The following is a 13,930-nucleotide window of genomic DNA, read 5'->3' on the forward strand; positions in this document are numbered from 1 at the left end:
TTGCGAGCGTAGCGAAGCAATCCAGTCTGCTGCCGCGGAAAGATGCAATACTGGATTGCTTCGCTTCGCTCGCAATGACGGGGAGAGAGCGAGCCCTACCCCGTCAGCCCGCGCTGCTCGGCGAGCTCCTTCAGCGACACCTGGGGCCGCGCCCCGATATGCTGGATCACTTCGGCCGCCGCAAGCGCGCCGAGCTCGCCGCACTGCTTGTACGCGAAGTTGCGCGCGAGGCCATACAGGAAGCCGGCGGCGAAGAGGTCGCCGGCACCAGTGGTGTCGATGACCTTGTCGACCGGGAATGCCGGCGCGACGGCGTCTTCCACTGAGACCACCATGCAGCCCTTCTCGCTGCGGGTGACGACGCCGAGATTGACGTCGTTGCGCAGCTGCTTCAGCGCGGTGTCGAAGTCCGAGGTCATGTAGAGCGAATGCAGCTCGGCCTCGTTGGCGAAGACGATGTCGACAGTGCCGTTGCGCATCAAGGACAGGAACTCGTCGCGATAGCGGTCGACGCAGAAGGAATCCGACAACGTCAGCGCGACCTTGCGCTTGGCATCATGGGCGATCTTGGCCGCCTTGACGAAGGCGTCCTTGGCGTTCTTGGGGTCCCAGAGATAGCCTTCGAGGTAGACGATGCCGGCGCCGGCGACCTCGACCGGATCGATGTCGGCGGGCGACAGATCCTGCGCCGCGCCGAGATAGGTGTTCATGGTGCGCTCGCCGTCGCCCGTGACCAGGATGTAGGAGCAGCCGGTGGCGGGGCCGTCCGTTGCGGCGGGCGTGTTGAAGGCGACGCCGGCAGCGCGGATGTCGTGGACATAGAGCTTGCCGATCTGGTCGTCCTTGACCTTGCCGACATAGGCGGCGCGGGCCCCTAAGCTGCCGATGCCGACGATGGTGTTGGCGGCCGAGCCGCCCGAGACTTCCGTCGCAGGGCCCATGTCCTTGTAGATGGCGGCCGCCCGTGCCTCGTCGATCAGGGACATGCTGCCCTTGGTCATGCCATGCTTGGCCAAAAAGGCCTCGTCGGTCCTGACCAGCACGTCGAACAGCGCGTTGCCGATGCCGAGAACGTCATATTTCACGTCAGCCATTCACCTTGATCCTGTTTGGCGGATTGCGATCCCCGCGGAAATCCGCTTCCTGTCAGCTTGAAATCTGGCTCGCGGCCTATCACGACCGGACCCGCGCGGGCAAGCAACGGTATTATAAAGGGCCGATGATCCGCTCCTTCCTGACCGTCTCGACGGGAACGCTAGCCTCGCGGCTACTGGGCTTTGCCCGCGATTCCCTGATCGCGGCGCTGCTCGGCACCGGCGCCGTAGCGGATGCGTTCCTGGCGGCATTTCAGCTCGTCAACGTCGTGCGCCGGCTGCTCAGCGAGGGGGCGCTGAATGCGGCACTGATCCCGGCCTGGCTGCGTATCCGCGACCGCGATGGCGAGATCGCTGCGGCGGCATTCGCCGGACGCGTGCTCGGCACGGTCAGCGCGGCTCTGGTCGCGATCTCGATCGGCATTGCGCTTCTGATGCCACTGATCATCACGGTGATCGCCCCGGGCTTTCTCGGTAGCAGCACGCTCGATCTCGCCGTGCAGAACGCGCGGCTGATGCTGCCTTATCTCGCCTTCGCCGGCCCCGTCACCGTGCTGATGGGACTGCTCAACGCACAAGGGCGCTTTGCGCTGACGGCGTTCTCGCCGCTGCTGTTCAACATCGCGCTGATCGCCGCGATCGCGGTGCTGTTGCTGGGGCATGCCGATGCGGTTCTCGCTGCGTGGATGCTGGCCGCCACCGTCGGCGTCGCAGGCCTGCTGCAATTGCTGATGCTGCTGTCGCAGCGAAGCGCACGCCTTGCGACGCCGTTGCGCGTGAGTTTCGACAAGGAGATGCGGGCCTTTTTTGCCAAGGCCATTCCCGGCATGATCGCAAGCTCGGGCCCGCAATGGTTAATGGTCGCCGGCGCGATCATCGCCTCGACGACGCCCTCCGCTGTGTCCTGGCTCTATTTTGCCAACCGCCTGATCGAGCTGCCGCTCGGCATCGTCGGCGTCGCCATGGGCACGGTGCTGGTGCCGGAGCTGACGCGTGCGGTCGGTAGCGGCGACCGCGTCGCGGTGGCGCATGCCGAATCGCGCGCGCTGGAGCTGGCGACCGGGCTGGCGCTGCCGGCCACGCTCGGCCTGATCGTGCTGGCCGATCCGATCGTACGGCTGCTGTTCGAGCACGGTGCGTTCAGCGTCGAGGACAGCGCGGCTACCGCGCACGCACTGATGTGGCTGGCGCTGGGCCTGCCGGCGCACGTGCTGATCAAGGCGCTGTCGCCGGCCTTCTACGCCCGCAGCGACACGATGACGCCGTTGCTCGCGACCGCCAAAGGTTTCGTGGTGACGGTCGCGCTCGCGGTTCTGCTCGGTCATGTCTTTGGCGCGAGCGGGATCGCCGCGAGCATCGCGGCCGGCGCCTGGAGCAGCGCGCTCTCGCTGCTTCGGAAAGGCACGACCGAATTCGGCTTCTCGGTCGACGCAGCGGCCCGCACGCGATTGCCGCGAATCGTGCTGGCCGCGATCGCCATGGGCGCCCTGCTCTGGCTGACCGCCGGTCTCGTGCCTGCCGAGACCCATGGCTTGATCAAATTCGTCGCACTGGGTGTGCAGATCGCGGCCGGGATCGCCGTCTACGGCCTGCTCCTGCAAATCCTCGGTGCAGCCTCCTGGCGCGAGGCGGCTAACGCGTTGAAACGGCCGGGCCATTAGAGCGCTCGGCGCCAGGCTCTTCACCTCTCCCGATGGGAGAGGTGGAATTGCCCTTGACGGGGCTGCGCCGCTGTTGGAAACGACGGCCGTATCTTCCAGGAAAGCTGACCATGCCATTCGTTGAACGAGTCTTTTCGGGCGTCCAGCCGACGGGCAATCTGCATCTCGGCAACTACCTCGGCGCGATCGTCAACTTCGTGAAGATGCAGGAAACGCACAACTGCATCTATTGCGTCGTCGACATGCACGCGATCACGCAAGGCGTCGATGTCTGGGGCGGGCCGGCCGAGCTCACGCGCAACACCCGCGAGGTCACCGCGGCGTTCATCGCTGCCGGCATCGATCCGAAGAAGCACATCGTGTTCAACCAGAGCCAGGTCTCCGGCCATGCCGAGCTCGCCTGGATCTTCAACTGCGTCGCGCGCATGGGCTGGCTCGGCCGCATGACCCAGTTCAAGGAGAAGGCCGGCAAGGACCGCGAGAACGCCTCGGTCGGGCTGTTCGACTATCCCGTGCTGATGGCGGCGGACATCCTGCTGTACCGCGCCACTCATGTGCCGGTCGGCGAGGACCAGAAGCAGCATCTCGAGCTCTCGCGTGACATCGCGCAGAAGTTCAACAACGATTTCGGCGATTCCATTCGCGCTCAGGGACACAATGACGGCCTGTTCTTCCCGCTGCCGGAACCGCTAATCACCGGTCCGGCGACGCGCGTGATGAGCTTGCGTGACGGCACCAAGAAGATGTCGAAGTCGGATGCGTCGGACAATTCGCGCATCAACCTCACCGACGATGCCGACACCATCGCGCAGAAGATCCGCAAGGCGAAGACCGATCCGGAGCCGCTGCCGAGCGAAGAGAAGGGCCTGGAAGCGCGTCCCGAAGCCGACAATCTCGTTGGCATCTTCGCCGCGCTCTCCGGCCGCTCCAAGGCCGACGTGCTCAGGGATTTCGGCGGCGGCCAGTTCTCCAGCTTCAAGAACGCGTTGGCCGAGCTGTGCGTCACCAAGCTCGCGCCGATCGCCGGCGAGATGAAGCGCCTCGTCGCCGACCCCGGCCATATCGACGCGATCCTGAACGAGGGCTCCGACCGGGCCCGCACTATCGCCGACGAGACCATGAAGCTCTCGAAGGACATCGTCGGCTTCATCCACCGGCGCTGATCATCGCGTCAGCGAAATCTGGCTGGTGCCACCGCACCGGCCGCCCCCCTCTCCCAAAGCGGAAGAGAGTGTGGCAGCATGCCGGCCGTGCACACGCCGGGACATGCATGACCAGCAAGCGCCTTTGCTTCGAGCCGGGTCACAAGCCCAAATGCCTCGTCATCGTCGACGACACCGCCGAATGGGATCGCGCGGTGTATTACGCCAGCCGCTGGGCGATCCGCGCCGGCGGCGGCGTGGTGATGCTGCGCATCATCGAGCCCGAACAGCAGACGCAGGAATGGCTTGGTGTCGCCGACATCATGCGCGCCGAGGCGCAGGAAGCGGCGGAAGCCGCGCTTGACCGCGCCGCCGGCCGCGCCAACGGCATCGCCGCGATCACGCCGGAGCGGGTGATCCGGGAAGGCGCCGCGATGGAACAACTGCTCGCGGTGATCGACGAGGATCCTGATATCGCCATGCTGGTGCTGGCCGCGAGCCCTGGTGCGGAGGGACCGGGGCCTTTGGTCTCGCTGCTCGCGCATGCGCTCGGCACGTTTCCGGTTCCGGTGACGATCATCTCCGGCGCGCTGAGCGACCAAAGCGTGGATTCGCTGTCTTAGCTTCTCGCCTCTCCCCGCCTGCGGGGAGAGGCCGGAATTCAAGCGCCGCTTGAATTCCGGGTGAGGGGGAGCCTCCGCGCGTCCAACTCTCACCGTCCTCGTGGAGACTCCCCCTCACCCCAACCCTCTCCCCGCAAGCGGGGAGAGGGAGAAGAGGCGTCCTAACTCGCTGATATAACAACGAAACAGCTCCCACACCCCTTGATCGTGCGTTCCCCGTCGCCATCTGCTACTGGATAGAGCACGCGCCGGCCTTGAACCGGCGACGTCTGGAGAAAACCATGTTCATTCAAACCGAAGCCACCCCCAATCCCGCCACGTTGAAGTTCATTCCCGGCCGCGTCGTGGTCGACGGCAGCCCGGTGGAGTTTTCGAGCCGCGAAGCCGCAAGCCGCTCGCCGCTCGCCGAAAAGCTGTTCGACGTGCCCGGCGTCACCGGCGTGTTCTACGGATCGGACTTCATCACCGTGACCAAAGCGAGCGGTGAGTGGCAGCAGCTCAAGCCCGCGATTCTCGGCGCGATCATGGAGCACTATATGTCCGGCGCGCCGCTGCTCGCCGACGGCACGGCGCAAAGCGATACCGAACTCGACGACCACCATGAATTCTTCGACGAGGCCGATGCCGAGACGGTCGACATGATCAAGGATCTGATCGAGACCCGGGTGCGGCCGGCCGTCGCCAATGACGGCGGCGACATCACCTTCCGCGGCTTCAAGGACGGCGTCGTCTATCTCAACATGAAGGGCGCCTGCTCGGGCTGCCCGTCATCGACTGCGACGCTCCAGCACGGCATCCAGAACCTGCTCAGGCATTTCGTGCCCGACGTGGTCGAAGTCCGGCCGATGTGAATTGCACGGTCTGCGCACCGATTTCCTTCCGTCATGCCCGGGCTTGTCCCGGGCATCCACGTTTTTGGGGCCGCAAAGTCGTGGATGGCCGGGGCAAGCCCGGCCATGACGGCGAGAACCTTAGATATCATCCAATTGCCAATGCTATGATCACGTCATGCTGATCCTCGCCATCGATACTGCGCTCGACGCCTGCTCCGCCGCCGTGCTCGACACCGAAACGGCCGAGCTGCGCGCGCAGGAATCGCTGCCGATGAAGCGTGGGCATGCCGAAGCCTTGATGCCGCTGATCGCGCGGGTGATGCAATCGGCGGAGCTCGGCTTCACCGCGCTCGACCGCATCGCGGTCACCGTCGGTCCTGGAAGCTTCACCGGCCTGCGCGTCGGTATTTCGGCCGCGCGCGGCCTTGCGCTCGCGGCGAAACGGCCGGCCGTCGGCCTGACCACCTTGTCCGCCTATGCTGCCGCCATCGTCGGCCAGAGCCGATCGGCGCCCGTGATGTCCGCGATCGATGCGCGGCACGACCACGTTTATTTCCAGATCGTCGCCGGCGACGGCAGCCAGCTGGTGCGACCGAAGGTCGCCAGCATCGACGAGGCGATCGCGGCTTCGCAATTCGGCGCGCCGCATCTGGTCGGCAATGCCGCAAACATCCTCGCCGAGCGCTGGCCGAAGGGTGCGCCGCAACCCATTGCGGTCGACGCGCAGCCCGCGCCCGATATCGGCTGGGTCGCCTGGCTCGGCGCCGCGGCCAATCCCGACACGACCCCGGCGCGGCCGTTCTATCTGCGCACGCCCGATGCCAAGCCGGCCGCGCAGCCACAGCTCGCAGCACAAGCTGCAAGCTCATGATGGGATGGTTCTCGCAATGGTGGCGCGGCAGCACTGCCGCCGTCGAGCCCGCGTCTGCGCGCGACGCCGCGCGGCTGGCGCAGCTTCACGGCGCCTCCTTCGCGCGCGGCTGGGGCGAAGGCGAGTTCGAGAGCATGCTCGGTGAGCGCAACACGCTGGTGCATCGCTTGCGCCTCGGTCGCAAGACGATCGGGTTTGCGGTGTCGCGGATCGGCGCGGACGAAGCGGAAATCCTCTCGATCGCAGTCGATCAGGCCTATCGCGGCCGCGGCCTCTCCCGCACGCTGCTGATGACCCATCTCGGCCACCTCGCCGGGCGCGGCGTGCGCATAATATTTCTCGAAGTCGAGGAAAATAACCAGCCGGCGCGCCGCCTCTACGATCGGGCCGGATTCATGGTGGTCGGGCGCCGCGAACGCTACTATAAGCAGCCGAACGGGGAACAATTGAACGCCCTTCTGATGCGACGTGACTTGTCGTAACATTGATGGCAGAAAGCGCCTCCGCCAGGCAGACAATCCTATGACCGCACTGAAACCTACTTCCGCATCCAAGGCATCCGGCATCGAGGCGCGTTGTGCCGCCACCGGCATGCGCATGACCGAGCAGCGCCGCGTCATCGCCCGCGTGCTCGCGGAGGCGGTCGACCATCCCGATGTCGAGGAACTGTACCGGCGCTGCGTCGCCGTCGACGACAAGATCTCGATCTCGACGGTCTACCGAACGGTGAAGCTGTTCGAGGATGCCGGCATCATCGAACGCCACGATTTCCGCGAGGGCCGCGCGCGCTACGAGCAGATGCGCGACAGCCATCACGACCATCTCATCAATCTGCGCGACGGCAAGGTGATCGAGTTCACCTCCGAAGAGATCGAGAAGCTCCAGGCCGAAATCGCCCGCAAGCTCGGCTACAAGCTGGTCGATCACCGCCTCGAGCTCTATTGCGTCCCGCTCGACGACGACAAGCCGACGTCTTAGTTGGGCATGATCTCCGCGCAAACGCGGCCCGCGTTTGTCGCGCGGGAAAACCGCTCCACCTTTTCCGGATCATGCCTTAGTGCCCATCGACCTCATCATCTTCGACTGCGACGGCGTGCTCGTGGACAGCGAGGTGATCTCCTGTCGCGCACATGCCGATGTGCTGACGAGGCACGGCTATCCGATCACGTCGGATCAGGTGTTCGAACGTTTTCTCGGCCGCTCGACGCGGCAGGCGAATCTCGAGATCGAGACCGAGCTCGGCCGCAAGCTGCCCGAGGCCTATCACGGCGATCTGCAGGACGAGCTGTTCCGCTCGTTCGAGGCCGACCTCGAAGCAATCCGCGGCATCCATGATGTGCTCGATGTCGTCACCCAACGCGTCTGCGTCGCCTCGAGCGGCTCGCATCAGCGCATGCGCGTGAGCTTGGGGAGCACGGGCCTCTACGAGCGCCTCGCACCAAATATCTTCTCGGCCTCGCAGGTGAAGAACGGCAAGCCGGCGCCGGAGCTGTTCCTGTTCGCGGCCAACGAAATGGGCGTGCCGCCCGAGCGCTGCGTCGTGATCGAGGACAGCCTGGCCGGCATTGCCGGCGCGCGAGCTGCCGGGATGCCCGTGTTCGGCTTTTACGGGGGCAGCCATTGCCGCGATGGCTATGCCGAAACCCTGCGCCTGGCCGGCGCCGACCTGCTCTTTGCCGACATGCATCAGCTGCCGGAGCTGGTCCGGCGGGTCGAGGCGGACGCCTTGGCGGGCTGATTTTCGCCCTCTCACCGTCATTCCGGGACACGCCCGACGCGGGCGACCCCGGAATCTCGCGCCAGAACCTCTGGATTCCGGGTTAGCGACTGCGTTGCGCCCCGGAATGACGGCCCCAAATGGCCCCATTCGCTGGATTTTCGCGCCTCCAGCCTATATCTGAGGGGCGTCCTCCAGCTCCATTTTCGGGTTCCATGACGCCGCCGCGCAAGCTGCACATCAAATCATATGGCTGCCAGATGAACGTCTACGATGCCCAGCGCATGATGGACACGCTGGCTCCGGAAGGATTCGTGGAGACGGCCAGCGCTGAGGACGCCGACCTCGTCATCCTCAACACCTGCCATATCCGCGAGAAGGCCTCGGAAAAGGTCTATTCCGAGCTCGGCCGCCTGCGCGTTGCCAAGGACGAGGCCGCTCGCGCGGGCCGCGCGATGCAGATCGCGGTCGCGGGCTGCGTGGCACAGGCCGAGGGCGAGGAGATCGTGCGCCGCGCGCCTGTCGTCGACGTCGTGGTCGGACCGCAGAGCTATCATCATCTGCCCGAGCTATTGAAACGCGCCGGCGACGAGGGCCGTGCGATTGAGACCGAGTTTCCCGCGGCCGACAAGTTCGGCTACCTGGCCCAACCGAAGCCCGATGCGATCCGCGCGCGCGGCATTTCCGCCTTCGTCACGGTGCAGGAAGGCTGCGACAAGTTCTGCACCTTCTGCGTCGTGCCGTATACCCGCGGCGCCGAGGTGTCGCGTCCCGTGGCGAAGATCGTGGACGACGTGAAGCGGCTCACTGAGAACGGCGTGCGCGAGCTCACGCTGATCGGGCAGAACGTCAACGCCTATCACGGCGAGGGGCCGGGCGGAAAAAGCTGGCCGCTCGGCCGGTTGCTCGAGCATCTGGCGCAAATCCCGGGCATCGCCCGGCTGCGCTATTCGACCAGCCATCCCCGCGATGTCGATGACAGTTTGATTGCGGCCCATCGCGATCTCGGTGCCCTGATGCCGTTCGTGCATCTGCCGGTGCAGTCGGGCTCGGACCGGATTCTGGCCGCCATGAACCGGAAACATACCGCCGATGATTACCGGCGGGTCATCGACCGTTTCCGCACCGCACGCCAAGACATTGCTTTTTCATCAGATTTTATCGTCGGCTTCCCCGGCGAGAGTGAGCAAGATTTTCTGGCCACCCTCGCGCTTGTCACGCAAATCGGCTACGCTGCGGCTTATTCGTTCAAATATTCCGCCCGGCCGGGAACGCCGGCCGCGGACATGCAGGAGACGGTGTCCCCCGCCGAGATGGACCAGCGATTGGAGCGGCTCCAGGAACTGATCGACAGCCAGCAATCGGCCTTCAACAAGGCTGCGATTGGCTCAACGATCGATGTGCTGTTCGAGCGTCCGGCTCGCAAGGAAGGCCAGATCGTCGGCCGCACCGCTTACCTCCAGCCCGCGCATGTGATGGCCTCGCCCGACATCATCGGACAAATCCTGCCGGTCCGGATCGACAGCCTCGAGCGCTACAGCTTTCTCGGCGAGCTCGTGACACCGCGCAACGCGCGCGAGCCCGCTTTATCGCAAGCCACTGGAGCCTGAACCCTTGCCAAAAAGCGCATCGGATTCGTCTTCGTTCGCTCCCAGCCGCAAATTTGACCGCGACATGCAAGTACCGCCCGAGACCCAGGTCGTCATCGATTTCGACGACAACCGTGCCGCCTCCGCGCTGGTCGGCCCGTACGGCCAGCATCTCGCGCAGATCGAGCGGCGGCTCGGCGTGATCGTCGACTCCAAGGGTAACCACATCACCATCGGCGGCACGCGCGACGGCTGCGACGCCGCACGCCGCGTGCTGGAGATGCTCTACGCGCAAGCCGTGAAGGGACAGGATCTCGACCAGGGCGAGGTCGAGGGCGCGATCCGCGCCGTGATCGCCCAGGGCTCGCTGTTCGAGTTCGATGCCAAATCGGCCAAATCAACCTTCGACAGCATCAATTTGCGCAAGCGCCCGGTGCGCGCGCGCACGGCCGCGCAGGATTCCTACATCCGCGCACTGAAGCGCCACGAGCTGGTGTTCGGCATCGGCCCCGCCGGCACCGGCAAGACCTGGCTCGCGGTCGCGTATGCCGCGCAGCTGTTCGAGCGCAAGGAGGTCGACAAGATCATCCTGTCGCGTCCGGCGGTGGAAGCAGGCGAGCGGCTCGGCTTTTTGCCCGGCGATCTCCGCGAGAAGGTCGATCCCTATCTGCGCCCGATCTACGACGCGCTCTACGATCTCATGGACGCGCGCATCGTCGAGCGGGCGCTCCAGACCGGCGAGATCGAGATAGCGCCGCTCGCCTTCATGCGCGGCCGCACGCTCACCAACGCCGCCATCATCCTGGACGAGGCGCAGAACACCACGTCGATGCAGATGAAGATGTTCCTGACCCGCCTCGGTGAGAACAGCCGCATGATCGTGACAGGCGATCCCTCGCAGATCGACCTGCCGAACGGCCAGACCTCGGGTCTGGCGGAAGCAACCCGGCTCCTGAACGGCGTCGAGGGGATTGCGCAAGTGCATTTCAAAGCCGAGGACGTGATCCGCCACGAGCTCGTGGCGCGGATCGTCGCCGCTTACGAAGGGTCGCCGCAGCGGCCGGCCACCGGTCAATCCTGACGAGGCAACAGCCGGACCAAGCGGGCGCGTACAGCGCGCCTTTTCGTCCCAGACAGCACAATGTCCCATTCCAACCTACCCACAACCGAGGTTCTCGTCGTCGCCGATTGCTGGCAACGCGAGCCCGATTCCGAAACCGTGATCCAGCGCGCGGTTGCGGCCGCCGCCGAGAACGTCGACGAAGACGTCGCCGACGCCGAAGTGGCTGTGATGCTGACCGATGACGCCGGCATCCGCACCCTCAACGGCAACTGGCGCGGCATCGACAAGCCGACCAACGTGCTGTCGTTCCCTGCGCTCCAGCCCGAGGGCGAGTGGAAGCCGGGCGATGCGCCGCGCATGCTCGGCGACATCGCGATCGCCTACGAGACCATGCGGCGCGAGGCGGACGAGGAACACAAGCCGTTCGATCATCATTTGAGTCATCTCGCCGTGCACGGTTTCCTGCATCTGATCGGCTACGACCACGAGAACGACGACGACGCCGAGGAGATGGAGGCGCTGGAGACGCAGATCCTGGCGCATCTCGGCATTCCCGATCCCTATGCAGACCGCCCGGGGACGAATTGAGATGCCGGATTCCGATCCAATCCAGGACAACCCGCGCAACACGCGCAATTTGCCCGCCGTCGTGACCCAGGGCGAGGTGATGCGCCCGACCGCAGAAGGCTGGCTCTTGCGCGCCATCCGGACGCTGTTCGGCTGGAAGGCGGGATCGGTGCGCGACGACCTCCAGGTCGTGCTCGACGCGTCGACGCCTGACGACACCGGCTTCTCCGCGGTCGAGCGCACCATGCTGCGCAACATCCTCGGCCTGCACGAGCGCCGCATCGCCGACGTCATGGTCCATCGCGCCGACATCGTCGCGGTGAAGCGCGACATCCCGCTCGGCGAATTGATGGACCGCTTCGAGAGCGCCGGCCATTCGCGGCTCGTCGTCTACAACGAGACGCTGGACGATCCCGTCGGCATCGTCCACATCCGCGACCTGCTCGCCTTCATGACCGCGCGTGCGCGCGTGTCGGAGGCCACCAAGACCAAGCGCAAGAAGCCGCTGCCGGCCGGGCTCGATTTGCGCGCCGTCGATCTCGCGCTGCCGCTTCACGAGGCGCGCATCATCCGCAAGCTGCTCTACGTGCCGCCGTCGATGCGGGCGATCGACCTGCTCGCGCAGATGCAGGCCACGCGCATCCACCTCGCGCTGGTTGTCGACGAATATGGCGGCAGCGACGGGCTGGTCTCGCTCGAGGACATCGTCGAGCAGATCGTCGGCGAGATCGACGACGAGCACGACAGCGACGAGCCGCCCTCGATCGTGCGCCTGCCCGACAACGCCTTCATCGCCGACGCCCGCGCCAGCCTCGACGACGTCCGCTCGGTGATCGGCGAGGATTTCGTCACCGGCGAGGCCGGCGAGGAGGTGGAGACGCTGGGCGGCTATCTCGTCAGCTTCGTCGGGCGCCTGCCGGTGCGCGGCGAGGTGATCTCGGGCCCCGGCACTTACGAGGTCGAGGTGCTCGACGCCGATCCGCGTCGCGTCAAGCGGCTGCGCATCTCGACGCGGAAGGAGCGTCCCGCGCCCCGCACCCAGCGCGAGAGCCGCCGCCGCGAAGCGGCGCCGGAGAGCGGTCAACCGCCGGCCAGTGACACGCCGACCCCGCCGCCGAGCGACGGGGCCGGTCCGCAGTGAGCCCGCTCCAGCGACTTCGGCAGATTGCGCTTGCCATCATCCTCAGCTGGGGATGGAAGCGCGCCGTCATCGCCATGGCCGCCGGGGCGCTGTCGGTGCTGGCGCTGGCGCCGTTCAACCTCTTCCCGGTGCTGTTCGTCACCTTTCCGGTGCTGGTCTGGCTGATCGACGGTGCCGGCGGCGGACGATATGGCGGCGTTCCTGCCGCGGCGCTGACCGGCTACTGGTTCGGGCTCGGCTATTTCGTGCCCGGCCTCTACTGGATCGGCTACGCCTTCTTCGTCGAGGCCGACGTGTTCGCCTGGCTGACACCATTCGCCGTGCTGGGCCTGCCGGCCTATCTCTCGATCTTCACGGCAATCGGCTTTGCGCTGGCGCGCCTGCTCTGGACCAAGAACGCCACGCGCGTGCTGGCGCTCGCAGCAAGCCTCACCATCAGCGAATGGCTGCGCGGCCACGCGCTGACCGGCTTTCCCTGGAACGCGTTCGGCTACGCGCTGTCCGAGCCGCTGCCGCTGGCGCAGACGGCATCGCTGATCGGCCTGTGGGGCATGACGTTCCTGACAGTCACGATCTTCGCGAGCCCAGCGACGCTGTTCGATCGCGCGCCCGATCGCCGACTGCAATGGCGCGCGCCGGCCGCCGCAATTGCGCTTCTGATCGTCATGGGCATCTTCGGCGCGATCCGCCTGTCGCTGCATCCGACCACGATGGTTGCGGGCGCCAAGCTGCGCCTGATGCAGCCGAACCTCCAGCAGGACGCGAAATTCAACTACGCCGCCAAAGCGGAGGTGATGAAGAAATATTTGGCGCTGTCCGACCGCGCCTCCGGCCCGCAATCGACCGGCGTGCGCGATGCCACCATCCTGATCTGGCCCGAATCCGCCTTCCCGTTCTTCCTGACTCGCGAAGCCGACGCGATGGCTGAGATCGCCGACCTTCTGCCGAAGGGCACGGTGCTGATCACGGGTTCGGTCCGCGCGCCGGATCTGCCGCGGGGCACACCGATCACGCGTGCCTATAACTCGATCTACGTGATCGATCACGACGGCAGCGTGCTCGCTGTGTACGACAAGCTGCATTTGGTGCCGTTCGGCGAATTTCTTCCCTACCAGGGGCTGATGGAGAAGCTCGGTTTCGAGCAGCTGACGCGCGTGCGCGGCGGCTTCATTCCCGGCACCGTGCGCCATGCGCTGCCGGTCGCCAGCGCGCCGCCCGCGCTGCCGCTGATCTGTTACGAAGCCATCTTTCCCGGCGAGGTGGGCGGACGCAGCGAACGTCCGGGCTGGATCGTGAACCTCACCAATGACGGCTGGTTCGGCATCTCGACCGGTCCCTATCAGCATCTGGAGCAGGCGCGGATGCGCGCGATCGAGCTCGGCTTGCCGCTGGTCCGCTCCGCCAATACAGGCATCTCCGCAGTGATCGATCCGGTGGGGCGCACCATCGCCAGTCTCGGCCTCGGAATCGAAGGCATTTTGGATGCAGGTCTGCCCGCCGCGATCCCGCCGACGATCTATGCGCGGGTGGGCGACGTGCCCGCAGCCATGCTCGTCGCGCTCGCCGTGATTGTGGCGATCCGCCGACGTGTCGCCAAACGGCACCTCTGATCGCCTCGCCGCGGACTTA

At 65.8% G+C, this 13,930-nt stretch carries 14 protein-coding genes; 13 read left to right on the forward strand and 1 reads right to left on the reverse strand.

Going from position 1 to position 13,930, the window contains the following annotated elements; translation table 11 throughout:
* Nucleotides 1–95: 95 nt before the first annotated feature.
* Nucleotides 96–1,094 (reverse strand): adenosine kinase, encoded by a 999-nt coding sequence (locus tag ACR9YP_RS04195; RefSeq protein WP_474219065.1) that lies wholly within the window; start codon nucleotides 1,092–1,094, stop codon nucleotides 96–98.
* 125 nt (nucleotides 1,095–1,219) lie between these two features.
* Here ACR9YP_RS04195 and murJ point away from each other — a divergent pair, with 125 nt between their 5' ends.
* From murJ to lnt, 13 genes are all read left to right on the forward strand, one after another.
* The gene (gene murJ, locus ACR9YP_RS04200) at nucleotides 1,220–2,755 is read left to right on the forward strand and encodes a murein biosynthesis integral membrane protein MurJ (protein WP_474219067.1); all 1,536 of its coding nucleotides are present in this window, start codon (nucleotides 1,220–1,222) and stop codon (nucleotides 2,753–2,755) included.
* Between the two features lie 110 nt (nucleotides 2,756–2,865).
* Complete coding sequence (trpS, locus tag ACR9YP_RS04205) at nucleotides 2,866–3,918, forward strand: tryptophan--tRNA ligase (RefSeq protein ID WP_128946877.1); 1,053 nt, start codon at nucleotides 2,866–2,868, stop codon at nucleotides 3,916–3,918.
* A gap of 107 nt (nucleotides 3,919–4,025) precedes the next feature.
* Nucleotides 4,026–4,520, forward strand: coding sequence for a universal stress protein (locus tag ACR9YP_RS04210; protein ID WP_165405940.1), 495 nt, complete (start codon nucleotides 4,026–4,028; stop codon nucleotides 4,518–4,520).
* A gap of 281 nt (nucleotides 4,521–4,801) precedes the next feature.
* A complete protein-coding gene (locus tag ACR9YP_RS04215) occupies nucleotides 4,802–5,371 on the forward strand; it encodes a NifU family protein (protein WP_438103862.1) in 570 nt (189 codons plus the stop codon).
* 157 nt (nucleotides 5,372–5,528) lie between these two features.
* A complete protein-coding gene (gene tsaB / locus ACR9YP_RS04220) occupies nucleotides 5,529–6,224 on the forward strand; it encodes a tRNA (adenosine(37)-N6)-threonylcarbamoyltransferase complex dimerization subunit type 1 TsaB (protein ID WP_438103860.1) in 696 nt (231 codons plus the stop codon).
* Nucleotides 6,221–6,706 (forward strand): ribosomal protein S18-alanine N-acetyltransferase, encoded by a 486-nt coding sequence (rimI, locus tag ACR9YP_RS04225; protein WP_438103858.1) that lies wholly within the window; start codon nucleotides 6,221–6,223, stop codon nucleotides 6,704–6,706. Before tsaB ends, rimI begins: the two co-directional genes overlap by 4 nt.
* A 40-nt stretch (nucleotides 6,707–6,746) precedes the next feature.
* Entirely contained in the window at nucleotides 6,747–7,202 is a 456-nt protein-coding gene (locus tag ACR9YP_RS04230; RefSeq protein WP_370989828.1) for a Fur family transcriptional regulator, read from the forward strand.
* A 79-nt stretch (nucleotides 7,203–7,281) separates the two neighbouring features.
* Entirely contained in the window at nucleotides 7,282–7,962 is a 681-nt protein-coding gene (locus ACR9YP_RS04235; protein ID WP_438103856.1) for an HAD family hydrolase, read from the forward strand.
* A 194-nt stretch (nucleotides 7,963–8,156) separates the two neighbouring features.
* Nucleotides 8,157–9,551, forward strand: a complete 1,395-nt coding sequence (gene miaB, locus ACR9YP_RS04240; protein WP_474219070.1) for a tRNA (N6-isopentenyl adenosine(37)-C2)-methylthiotransferase MiaB — start codon at nucleotides 8,157–8,159, stop codon at nucleotides 9,549–9,551.
* A 64-nt stretch (nucleotides 9,552–9,615) separates the two neighbouring features.
* Nucleotides 9,616–10,611, forward strand: a complete 996-nt coding sequence (locus ACR9YP_RS04245) for a PhoH family protein (protein WP_091882190.1) — start codon at nucleotides 9,616–9,618, stop codon at nucleotides 10,609–10,611.
* Nucleotides 10,612–10,671: 60 nt separating this feature from the next.
* Complete coding sequence (gene ybeY / locus ACR9YP_RS04250; RefSeq protein WP_474219072.1) at nucleotides 10,672–11,181, forward strand: rRNA maturation RNase YbeY; 510 nt, start codon at nucleotides 10,672–10,674, stop codon at nucleotides 11,179–11,181.
* Between the two features lies 1 nt (nucleotide 11,182).
* Complete coding sequence (locus tag ACR9YP_RS04255; protein WP_164934831.1) at nucleotides 11,183–12,301, forward strand: hemolysin family protein; 1,119 nt, start codon at nucleotides 11,183–11,185, stop codon at nucleotides 12,299–12,301.
* Nucleotides 12,298–13,911 carry an apolipoprotein N-acyltransferase gene (lnt, locus tag ACR9YP_RS04260; RefSeq protein ID WP_438103852.1) on the forward strand — a complete coding sequence of 538 codons (1,614 nt, stop codon included), beginning with the start codon at nucleotides 12,298–12,300 and terminating at the stop codon, nucleotides 13,909–13,911. Before ACR9YP_RS04255 ends, lnt begins: the two co-directional genes overlap by 4 nt.
* Nucleotides 13,912–13,930 lie beyond the last annotated feature (19 nt).

This window comes from Bradyrhizobium sp. BR14999 (genome assembly GCF_056106085.1).

Excerpts from the sequence above, each read along its gene's own strand:
- ACR9YP_RS04195 (WP_474219065.1), bottom strand. The coding sequence starts at position 1,094 with ATGGCTGACGTGAAATATGACGTTCTCGGCATCGGCAACGCGCTGTTC.
- murJ (WP_474219067.1), top strand. The coding sequence starts at position 1,220 with ATGATCCGCTCCTTCCTGACCGTCTCGACGGGAACGCTAGCCTCGCGG.
- trpS (WP_128946877.1), top strand. The coding sequence starts at position 2,866 with ATGCCATTCGTTGAACGAGTCTTTTCGGGCGTCCAGCCGACGGGCAAT.
- ACR9YP_RS04210 (WP_165405940.1), top strand. The coding sequence starts at position 4,026 with ATGACCAGCAAGCGCCTTTGCTTCGAGCCGGGTCACAAGCCCAAATGC.
- ACR9YP_RS04215 (WP_438103862.1), top strand. The coding sequence starts at position 4,802 with ATGTTCATTCAAACCGAAGCCACCCCCAATCCCGCCACGTTGAAGTTC.
- tsaB (WP_438103860.1), top strand. The coding sequence starts at position 5,529 with ATGCTGATCCTCGCCATCGATACTGCGCTCGACGCCTGCTCCGCCGCC.
- rimI (WP_438103858.1), top strand. The coding sequence starts at position 6,221 with ATGATGGGATGGTTCTCGCAATGGTGGCGCGGCAGCACTGCCGCCGTC.
- ACR9YP_RS04230 (WP_370989828.1), top strand. The coding sequence starts at position 6,747 with ATGACCGCACTGAAACCTACTTCCGCATCCAAGGCATCCGGCATCGAG.
- miaB (WP_474219070.1), top strand. The coding sequence starts at position 8,157 with ATGACGCCGCCGCGCAAGCTGCACATCAAATCATATGGCTGCCAGATG.
- ACR9YP_RS04245 (WP_091882190.1), top strand. The coding sequence starts at position 9,616 with ATGCAAGTACCGCCCGAGACCCAGGTCGTCATCGATTTCGACGACAAC.
- ybeY (WP_474219072.1), top strand. The coding sequence starts at position 10,672 with ATGTCCCATTCCAACCTACCCACAACCGAGGTTCTCGTCGTCGCCGAT.
- ACR9YP_RS04255 (WP_164934831.1), top strand. The coding sequence starts at position 11,183 with ATGCCGGATTCCGATCCAATCCAGGACAACCCGCGCAACACGCGCAAT.